Origin of the sequence: Methanobrevibacter ruminantium (genome assembly GCF_016294135.1) — an archaeon.
In the GTDB taxonomy this organism is placed as follows: domain Archaea; phylum Methanobacteriota; class Methanobacteria; order Methanobacteriales; family Methanobacteriaceae; genus Methanobrevibacter; species Methanobrevibacter ruminantium_A.
In genome coordinates this window covers 1-10,284 of the sequence record NZ_JAEDCO010000045.1, presented here as the reverse complement: position 1 = coordinate 10,284, position 10,284 = coordinate 1, and the positions used below count along the sequence as shown (strand labels likewise).

Here is a 10,284-nt window from a genome sequence, read left to right as displayed (position 1 = left end):
TATTTATATAATTATTAAAATGAATATGAAAGTATTTAATAAATCAATATTTTTATTTATATAATTATTAAAATGAATATGAAAGTATTTAATAAATCAATATTTTTAAATATATAATTATTAGAATGAATACGAAAGTATTTTATAAAATTTTATACTTATTATATAATATACATAAGGTGAAAATATGTCTTTTGAAAAAGAAATTAAATTAGTTGAAGAACTCTGTATGACTCCAGGTATTTCTGGACATGAAGAAAAGATTGCAGAGATTATTAAAAGAGAATTAAAAGATGTAGCTGATGATATTGAGACAGATTTAATGGGTAATGTAATAGCTACTAAAAAGGGTTCATCTAAAAAAGGACCAAAAGTTATGCTTGCAGCTCATATGGATGAAATAGGTTTGATGGTAAGGTATATAGATGATAACGGTTACATTAAATTCTCAACAATTGGTGGAATAAATGACCAAATGCTAATGAATCAAACTGTTGTAATTCACTCTAAAAATGGTGATTTAACTGGTGTTATCGGTTCTAAACCACCTCATGTCACTAAACCGGAAGAGCGTAAGAAAGTTGTTCCTTATGATGAAATGTTTATTGACATTGGAGCAAAGGATAAGGAACAAGCTGAAGAAATGGTTTCCATTGGAGATCCAATTACATTCAAATCATGGTTTGAAGCATTCCCTAATGACTTGGTAATGTGTAAGGCATTGGATAATCGTCTTGGATGCTATGTAATGATGGAAGTTTTAAAAAGAGTAGACTCCAAAGCAACTGTTTATGGTGTTGGAACAACCCAAGAAGAAGTGGGATTGAAAGGGGCAAAAGTAACTTCCTATAAATTGAACCCAGATATGGCATTTGCTTTAGATGTAACATTATCCGGTGACCATCCTGGAATCAAACCAGAAGAGGCTCCTGTTGTTATTGGAAAAGGACCTGCTGTTATTATGATTGATGCAAGCGGAAGAGGAATCATCACTCCTAAAATCATTAGAGACTTATTGATTGGCACTGGAGAAAAAGAAGAAATCCCATTCCAGCTTGAAGTAAGTGACGGCGGTACTACTGATGGTACAGCTATTCATCTTACAAGAGAAGGTATTCCAACTGGTGTTTTATCTGTTCCAACCAGATATATTCACACAACTGTTAGTGTAGCAAGCATGGAAGATGTTGAAAACACTATCCAATTGATTGTAGCTGCCATTAACAGTTTAGAATAAAATTGAATAAAATTAGAAATGTTTAGTATGAAAGAATAAAATTAGAATAATTTTAAATTATCATTATTCTATTTATTCTCTTTTTTGTTTTTTCATTTGTTTATTTTTTTAAATTTAAAGTTTATTTTTACTATTTTTCATTTATTTTTATCCATAAGGACTGAATCCTTCTTGAAAATGCTCACACACTTCTTCTAACTTTTCTGGAATGTTTATTTTTTGTGTACAGTAATCAATGCAGGTTTCACATTGGGTGCAATCGCTTGCAGGAACCTTTTCTTCACCTAATTTATCATAATACAATCTGTAAATGTTGGATTCCTTTTGCACTTTATGATGGTTATATAATCTGAAATATTCAGGAATAGGAATTTCCAATGGGCAAGCTTTAAGGCAATAGCCGCATTCACTGCATGGTACAGCAAGGTTTTCTCTTAATTTGCCTGCTTCTTTTAATAAGAATTCATGTTCCTCTTCACTTAATGGCTCAAAGTTTTCAAAGGTATCTATATTATCCAATAGATCTTCCATCTTATTCATTCCACTTAAAACCATTTTCACATGTTCCAATGATGCACAGAATCTTAATGCAAAGCTTGCAATTGACTTATCTGGATTGAATGCCTTAAAATCATCATTAATGCTTTCTGGTTGATTAACAATAACTCCACCTTTTAGCGGTTCCATTACATAAACTTCAAGTCCATGCTTTACGCATAAATCATAGCATTTGTGAGCTTCAATTGCTGGATCTTCCCAATCCAAGTAATTAAGTTCCAATTGAACTATATCAAGAATATCTGCATATTTATCAAGGAATTTTTCAAGCAAATCAGAGTTGTCATGGAAACTGATACCTATTTTCTTGGCTATTCCTTGCTCTTTCATGTTTTTTATATATTCAAATGAATTGTGCTCTTCAGCTAACTTTAGCCATGGAATATTGATATTATGTATAAAAAATACATCAAAATAGTCTATTCCAAGCCTTTCAAGCATGGTATTAACAAATTTATCATTATCCTCTTCACTTGTCAATGCCCAAGAAGGCATTTTATCACATATCTTATAGGATTCTCTAGGATATCTTTCAACAATTGCTTTTCTCATAGCAACTTCACTTACTCCATTATGATAAGCAAATGAGGTATCAAAGTAATTGAATCCCTTTTCCATATAAAGGTCTACCATTTCATTAAATAATTCCTGATCAATTTTAGTAGGGTCATTCTTATCAGTTTGAGGCAATCTCATGCATCCAAATCCAAATTTTGATTTATAATCCATTTCTAATCTCCAAAATTTTTAAATCACTTAAACATCTAACTATTAAATTACATTTAATCTCTTAAACTAGATAAATTATTTAATATTGTATATATAAACATATTTTTATTAATTGTATTATAAATGTTTTTATATTAAAAAACGATTAAAATTTAATCAAATGATTTTCTTTTATTTAAGCAATAAAGAATAGATTATTGTTTTTATTCCAATTAAATTTATTTTAGACTTTTATATAAAAATTGCTATTTACAAAACTTTATAAATTACTATAAATATAAATATAATTGTATCAAAAATTATTAAGTATTTTATAAAAATCTTAAAAATTTTATTATAATTTCACCTAAAAAGGGATTGGTAATATGCAATTCAGAACACCATCAAAAAACAACACTATATCTAATAAGGATATTGAGAAGGAGTTTAAAAATCTAAGAAAAGAACTCTTGGATTTAACTTTAAGAAACCCTCTTCTTAGTTTTAAGGCAAGAAACAGGAATCTCAGTATCATTAACCAATCACCTATGAATGCATATAAGATCCTTGTTTTAGAGAATAAGAAAATGTATTTCTCTCCTAATAAGGCAGAGACTAAGAAATCAAGAGCCCACACTTTTATAGATCAAACAAAAGAATTCTTGTCATCTGAAAGCGATAAGACATTAAAAGCTGATTTGACACCTAGTGAGCTTCAAAAAAGACTATTTTACATTGACCAGCAATCAAAGACAATGGTTCAGGAACAAGGTTATAATATCCTATATATAGCTCTTGGTTTTATAGAATGGATTGACAAGAAGAAACCAAGACAAAAGAATTTGGCTCCACTTATTCTTATTCCAGTGGCTATGGAACGTAAGAAGGTTGGAAACTCATTTTCATTATCCTGGACTGGAGAAGACATTCAAAACAACATCTCAATTCAAGCTAAATTACGTGAAGCAGGAATAGAGCTTCCTAAATTTGAGCAAACCTCATACATTGAAGGTGTAAACCAGTATTTAGCTGATGTAAAAAAGGCAATTAGACCATTTAGCAAATGGGATGTTAAGGATGATGTGGCTTTAGGATTCTTCTCATTTACTAAATTTGTCATGTACAATGACTTGAATCCTGAAAGTTGGAGCAAAGATGTTGATTTAACTAAAAATGAGCTTATTCAGTCAATTTTTAATCCAAGCAAAAATGTCTATGAGGATACATTTGAGGAAGAGGATGTGGATGAAAAACTTCATTATAAAACAATGTATCAGGTCTTGGACGCTGATTCATCACAGATTGCAGTTATAGAAAACGTTAAGGCAGGCCATAATCTAGTTGTAGAGGGACCTCCAGGAACCGGTAAATCACAAACTATCGTAAACTTAATTGCAGAGCTTATTGCAGAAGGAAAGACAGTTCTTTTTGTAAGTGAAAAGATGGCTGCACTTGAAGTAGTAAAAAGCAGATTGGATAGTGTTGGTCTTGGTAAATTCGTATTGGAATTGCATTCACACAAGACAAGACGAAAGCAATTCTTGAAAAACCTTAAGAAAGCAACTAATGTAAGGGCTACAAGAGATTTGAAATTAGATCAAACCTTAAGAAAGCTTGAAAACTTACGTGACCAATTAGACCAATATGCGGAAATCATTCACACTCCAATGGCTAATGTAAATCTCACACCATTTGAATTGTATGGTATGAAAGAGTCTTCAGAAGACTATTTTGCAAGACAAAGTAAATTATTGCCATTAGTCAGATTCAACAATGCTGAAGACTTATCCATGAAAGAATTGGATGATATCATCATATCATTAGAGAATTTAGCAGAATTATATTCAACCATTTCCAAAAACAATCCATGGAGCTATTGCAATCCAAAGAGTTTGCTTCCTGCAGATTTAAGGGAAATTGAATTATTGATTAGAGATAGCTTAGAGTCTTTAAGTGATTTCAGATATGAAATGAATGTTGTAAATGAAATCTATGGCATTAAGATTCCTAATACATTAAAGGAATACGAGGATTCAATTACTGCATTAAACATTTTAAATAGTGAAAGCGCTAACTTAGTGGATAGTTCTGTCTTGTTAAGCAAGTATTGGTTCAATAGTCCAGAGAAATCATTGGAGCTTATTAAGCTATTGCAACATTATCAGCATGCCTCAGGATTATTTAATAAATTCTCAGATTATCTTCTTGTTGCAGATTTAGATACAATCATATATGATTTGGAAAAGGAATCCAATAAGAAATTCAAGCTCTTTGGAGGTAATTCCCATAAGGAAGAGCTTTATAAACTTTATAATGGCAATGTTCCAAGTGATAGAGAAGCTTTAAATGACTTGATTAAAGTAAGAAATCACATTAAAATCAGACAAAGCCTCAAGGATAATGAGGCCCTTGGAAGAGTATATTTCGGTGATTTATGGAGTGAAAATGCAAATATAAATGACTTGAAGCAAGTGGCAAATTGGATGAACAAATTTGTCTATCTCCTATCTAATGGCACTTTTAGTGAAACCACTGTTAAAATGCTTTCAAATGACCTTTTCCTTCATGATATGGATTCAAGCATAGATGACTATGTTGAAAAGGGAAATAGATTCTATGAAAATCTTAAAAAATTGGAATCCAAATTAAATCCAAGAAGTAAAATAATCTTTAAAAGAGAAACAGATGATGTTCCATTTGACAAATGGGAAAATCAATTGAATAAATGGAAAGGTCAATTATCAAGCTTACATTTATGGTCCCAGTATTCCAACACCAAAAGAGCGTGCAGGAACAGTGAAGTATCATTATTCATTAAAACCATTGAAAAAAGAAACATTAAGAAAGATGATGTTAAACCAATGGTTTTAGGAAATTTTGCAGACAGTTTACTTAATATTGTATTCAATGAAAATGACACTTTAGCAACATTCATTGGTGAATTGCACGAAAATAGAATCAAGGAATTCAAGGATTTGGATGTAAAGATCATTAACTTGAATAGAAAAAGGATATTCAATAAGCTAAACAGTGAAATTCCTAAGATATATGGTGCTGTAAATGACCCAGAAGCTAAGGTATTAGCTGGAGAATTTACAAGAAAAAGCGGCCATTTGCCAGTGAGAACATTGCTTGAAAAGGCAGGAGGAACCATTAAGAAGATTAAACCTGTCTTTATGATGAGTCCATTGTCCATTGCACAATATCTTGATCCCACAAATCCTAAATTGCAGTTTGATGTAGTTATTTTCGATGAAGCAAGTCAAGTGAAACCTGAAGATGCATTAGGTGCATTCATGAGAGGTAAGACTGCAGTTGTTATGGGAGACACTCAACAATTGCCTCCAACAAGCTTCTTTGACCAGATGACTGACAGTGAAAGTGGGGAAGAGGTTGCAACTGCTTTGGATATGGAAAGCATATTGCACTTATGTAAGTTATCATTCCCAGTTAAAATGCTTAAATGGCACTACAGAAGTCGTCATGAGTCTTTAATTAATATTTCTAACAGAGAGTTTTATGATAATGAGCTATTGGTCTATCCATCTCCATCTCACACAGATCCAGAGTTAGGTCTTAAGTTCCATTACAATCCTAATACACAATACCATAGAGGAGAAGGTTCAGCTAACCCTCTTGAAGCTAAAGACGTAGTTAAAGAGATATTCAAGCATTTTGAGAAATATGGTGACAAGAAGAGTTTAGGTGTAGGTACATTCTCTGTAGCTCAAAAGAATGCGATTTTAGAAGAATTGGAGATTGAAAGAAAAGCACATCCTGAATATGAGGCTCTCTTTTCAGAAAACAAGGAAGAAAGATTCTTTGTTAAAAACCTTGAAACAATTCAAGGGGATGAAAGGGATGTCATTTTAATCAGTGTAGGATATGGTTATGACACTGAAGGCAGAATGTCATTAAACTTCGGTCCATTAAACCAGGACGGAGGAGAAAGACGTTTAAATGTGCTTATTACAAGAGCAAGAGAAAAATGTGTTGTATTCACCAACTTCAGAGCTCATGATATTCATTTAACAGCAAATCCTCCATTTGGTGTAAAATCCTTGCAAGCATTCTTGGAATATGCTGAAAACTTGCATTACAATCAATCCGTTCAGTATGAGGATTATGATGAAGCTCCATTTGAAGATGCAATCTGCAACTTCATAGCTGAAAATGGATATGAAGTGGATAAAAAGGTTGGGTGTGCAGGATTTAGAGTGGATTTAGCTATTAGAGACTCAGATAATCCTGGAAAATACATATTAGGAATCCAATGTGATGGGCATAATTACGCTTCAAGCAAGGTAGCTAGAGACAGAGATAGATTAAGAGAACAAGTCTTAAAAGGTTTAGGTTGGAATATCTATCATATCTGGTCTACTGATTGGTATAGAAACAGAGACTTGGCAAGAGCTAAGCTATTGGAGAATATTGAATCAACAATAGTAAATACTAAAGTTAAGGACTTGAAGAAAAAGATCAATGCTGTTGAATCAATGAAAATCAATCCTGTTACTACTGTCATTCTTGGAAAAGATAAAGATGATGAAGAAAGCAGTGATGAATTCACTCAGAATAACGAAGAAAATGATGTGAATATTGTAGATACTATTGATAAAAATATTGATGATAATAGTGAAGATGATATTACCGATAATATCACTGGTAATATAGCCGATAATGATTTACCAAATATTCAATCCGTAAAAGAGGAAATCAACGAGAAGTCTGAAAAGGATAAGGAAAAAGAAGATTTAATCAATAGATATTTAGAAGGATTTGATGAGGAATTTACAAAAGATTCTTCTAAAGACGAAAAATCTTCAATAGAGGATATTCCTGATTTAATTGATGGGGAAGAAGAAATTGATATTTCATCCTTAGAAAATGCTAATAAGGAAGTTAAAAAGCTTAATATTCCTATAAATAAAAATATAGAGAAAGAAAAGGATAAAAAATCTGAAATTCCAAATAGAGAAAATAACAAAAAGGAAGAAAAAGATCAAAACAAACAAGCTAATATTCATATAAAACAAGAAAAAGAGAAAAGATCTAATTCAAAACTGCAAAAAAATCCTAAATTTAATTCATCTAAAGATGCTGTTTCTTCTAAATTTGAAGAAAAATCAAAAGAAAATGAAACTAAAGCTAAAGATAACTCTTCAAATAAAAAAGAAATTCGTGATGATGAATTTAAAGTAAAAGAGCAAGATGCAAGCTTTAATAAGTCCAAAAATTCTTCAAATAGGAATGAGAATAATGGAAATACTATGGCAAAATCCCTTATGAATAGATTAAGGAATATAGGTGATGAATTAGTAAACAGTAGGCAAAATAGTGATTCTCAAAGCATAAAAGATTCTCAGAATGCTCCTAAAAAAGAGCAAAAAGTAAATGAATCAAATAAAAAAGATGTTCATAAAGATGAATCTATTGATCTTGAGGAAGCTAATATTCATAATCAAATTGATGATAATCTAAATGATTTGGAAGAAAAGGAAAGTATTATTAGTGATGATGATATAGAATATACTACTGAAGAAAATCTTGAACTTGATATTAAGGAAAACATTAAAGAGGATAATGAAGAAGACATTGAAGATGAAATTGATGAAGATATCAAAGGCGCACCAGTATACAGTTTTGAAGAAGACGAAGAAGATGATGTAATTGTATACAGCCTGGAAGAGGATATCGAAGATATTTCAGAAGATATTATCCAAGAATTAGACGAAAAAGATTTAGAAACTAATGAATCTGAAGGTATTGAAAATATGAGAGAATATAAAGCTCCTAGAAGGAAAAAAGATGATGATGCATTTGATGATTCTCCAGATGTTATTGTTCCTATCAGTGCAGAAATAAGAAACAATAATCAGAATAATTCTTATGAAGAAAATAGAGATTATATTTCTCCAATTGATGCCGAGGAATTTGAAGAGTTTTATGAAGAATCTGAAGATTCAACCAATACAATAGATGGTAATTCACAACAAGATAAGCAATCTCAAGCTAATGACGAGTCTTACCATGACCCTAATAATCCTGAAAGTCCTTATTATTACAGTGCGGTAGGAATTGATAATGCTCTTAAAAAGAATGCAGTTCAATATCCTAGAAATAATGATAGGAACAAAACTGGACTTGCTGGAACAGTTAGTAGCTTAAAAAATGAAATGTTATACTTAAAAGCTTCTATGGATGAAATAGAAAATCCTACTGAAAGGGAAATGGTTTATGTAATAGACCGTAATGCAGACGATGAATTCTTCGAGGATCCATATGACCCATATCAAGAGCCTGCAGTGATTGATAATACTCAAGATAGAGAAGAAGACAATTATGAATCATTATTTACTTCTAAACATGAATATTTAGATAAAATAGAAGAATACACTAATCCATCCTCTAATGGCTATGTAGGAGATTCTAATGATTCATTCTCAGATGAAATTCCGGAATTTGATTATATTGATGATGAGAGTGAACCAATCATCCCTATCAGTTCATCTATTAATCAGGAAAGCACTATATATGAAACCAATGCAGAAACTTATCCTGCTACTGAACCTATTGAGGAGCACATAAGTGAGGAATCCATTATTCTTGAAGAATTTGGAGATGAACTAATTGATCCAGATGATGAGTTCGTCCATATAGACGATATTGAAATAGATGATGATACATTTGAAGATATAATCACTGATGTTGGTCAAGGATATCAAGATATGGAAGATGAAAGAATCAAGGAAACTAATGTTCTCAGAGCGGTTGATAATACTAGATTAACTCCTAATGGCGAATTAAGCGATTATATTGAAGATTATAAGGAAATTGAAAATTTAATCATCAAATCTCCATCTGAAATATATGAAGATGAAAAGAAATTGGCAACTGCTGTTATGGATATAGTGGCTGCTGAAGGTCCTGTTCATGTAGATACTGTTATCCGTAGATTAAGAGAAGGTTGCGGATTATCTCGTGCAGGTACCAAGTTTAAGAACACCATATTGGAAGTAATTGACAGAAATGAAAATCATTTGCTTTTAATTAGAGAAAATGATTTCTTATTCATTGATTATGATACAGTAAAGGTTAGAAAAAGAGTTAAACCTAATATTGATTTAATTTCAGAAGTCGAAATAGAAAAAGCTATTGATTTGGTATTAAGTTTTGAGAAATCATTGAAAGTTCAAGAGTTAGCTAAGAATGTTTCCAGAACTTTTGGTTTCAAATCAACTTCCAAAAAGACTTCCAATAAAATCACTTTAGTCATTGATTCAATGATTGGCAAAGGTATTTTGATTAATAATAATGGTAAGATTGAATTTAGATAATTCAATTTACTATTTATTTTTTATATTAAATTTTTTCCCATTACAAATCAGTATTTTTATTATCACTATTAAAATAATTAGTCATTTCTTTAATATTCTTAATATTTATGTCTAATTTTATATTTTATAACTATTGAGGTATATGCTTTTGTTATTTTATGCCATTTTTGACTATTTTTATTTTCTACAGAGCTGGTTTTTACTAATTTTTTTATCATCAGATCCAATATTTTTCATATCATATAATTTTCCCAAAGGATAATTATGAACTTCTTATTGTTATTACTTTTCTTATATAAATTATTATTCACATATTACTTTTATATTGATTAGTAATACTAAATTTTTTTGATAATTATTAAAAAAACCTTATTAAGTATTACTTAAAAATTTATAAAAGTATTAAAAAATCTATAATAAGTAATATTTTTTATTCTAAAAAAA

The 10,284-nt window shown here is 30.6% G+C and carries 3 protein-coding genes; 2 read left to right on the top strand and 1 reads right to left on the bottom strand.

Features of this window, described 5'->3' with window-relative positions:
- Window positions 1-187: 187 nt before the first annotated feature.
- Window positions 188-1,237 (top strand): M42 family metallopeptidase, encoded by a 1,050-nt coding sequence (locus tag VW161_RS08000; protein ID WP_296869493.1) that lies wholly within the window; start codon window positions 188-190, stop codon window positions 1,235-1,237.
- Between the two features lie 147 nt (window positions 1,238-1,384).
- Here the strand turns inward: VW161_RS08000 and VW161_RS07995 are convergent, their stop codons facing one another.
- Window positions 1,385-2,524: an aldo/keto reductase gene (locus VW161_RS07995; protein ID WP_304163605.1), complete on the bottom strand. Its 1,140-nt coding sequence runs from the start codon at window positions 2,522-2,524 to the stop codon at window positions 1,385-1,387.
- Window positions 2,525-2,889: 365 nt separating this feature from the next.
- Between VW161_RS07995 and VW161_RS07990 the strand changes: the two genes are divergently transcribed.
- Complete coding sequence (locus VW161_RS07990; protein WP_325192897.1) at window positions 2,890-9,840, top strand: DUF3320 domain-containing protein; 6,951 nt, start codon at window positions 2,890-2,892, stop codon at window positions 9,838-9,840.
- Window positions 9,841-10,284: the final 444 nt, after the last annotated feature.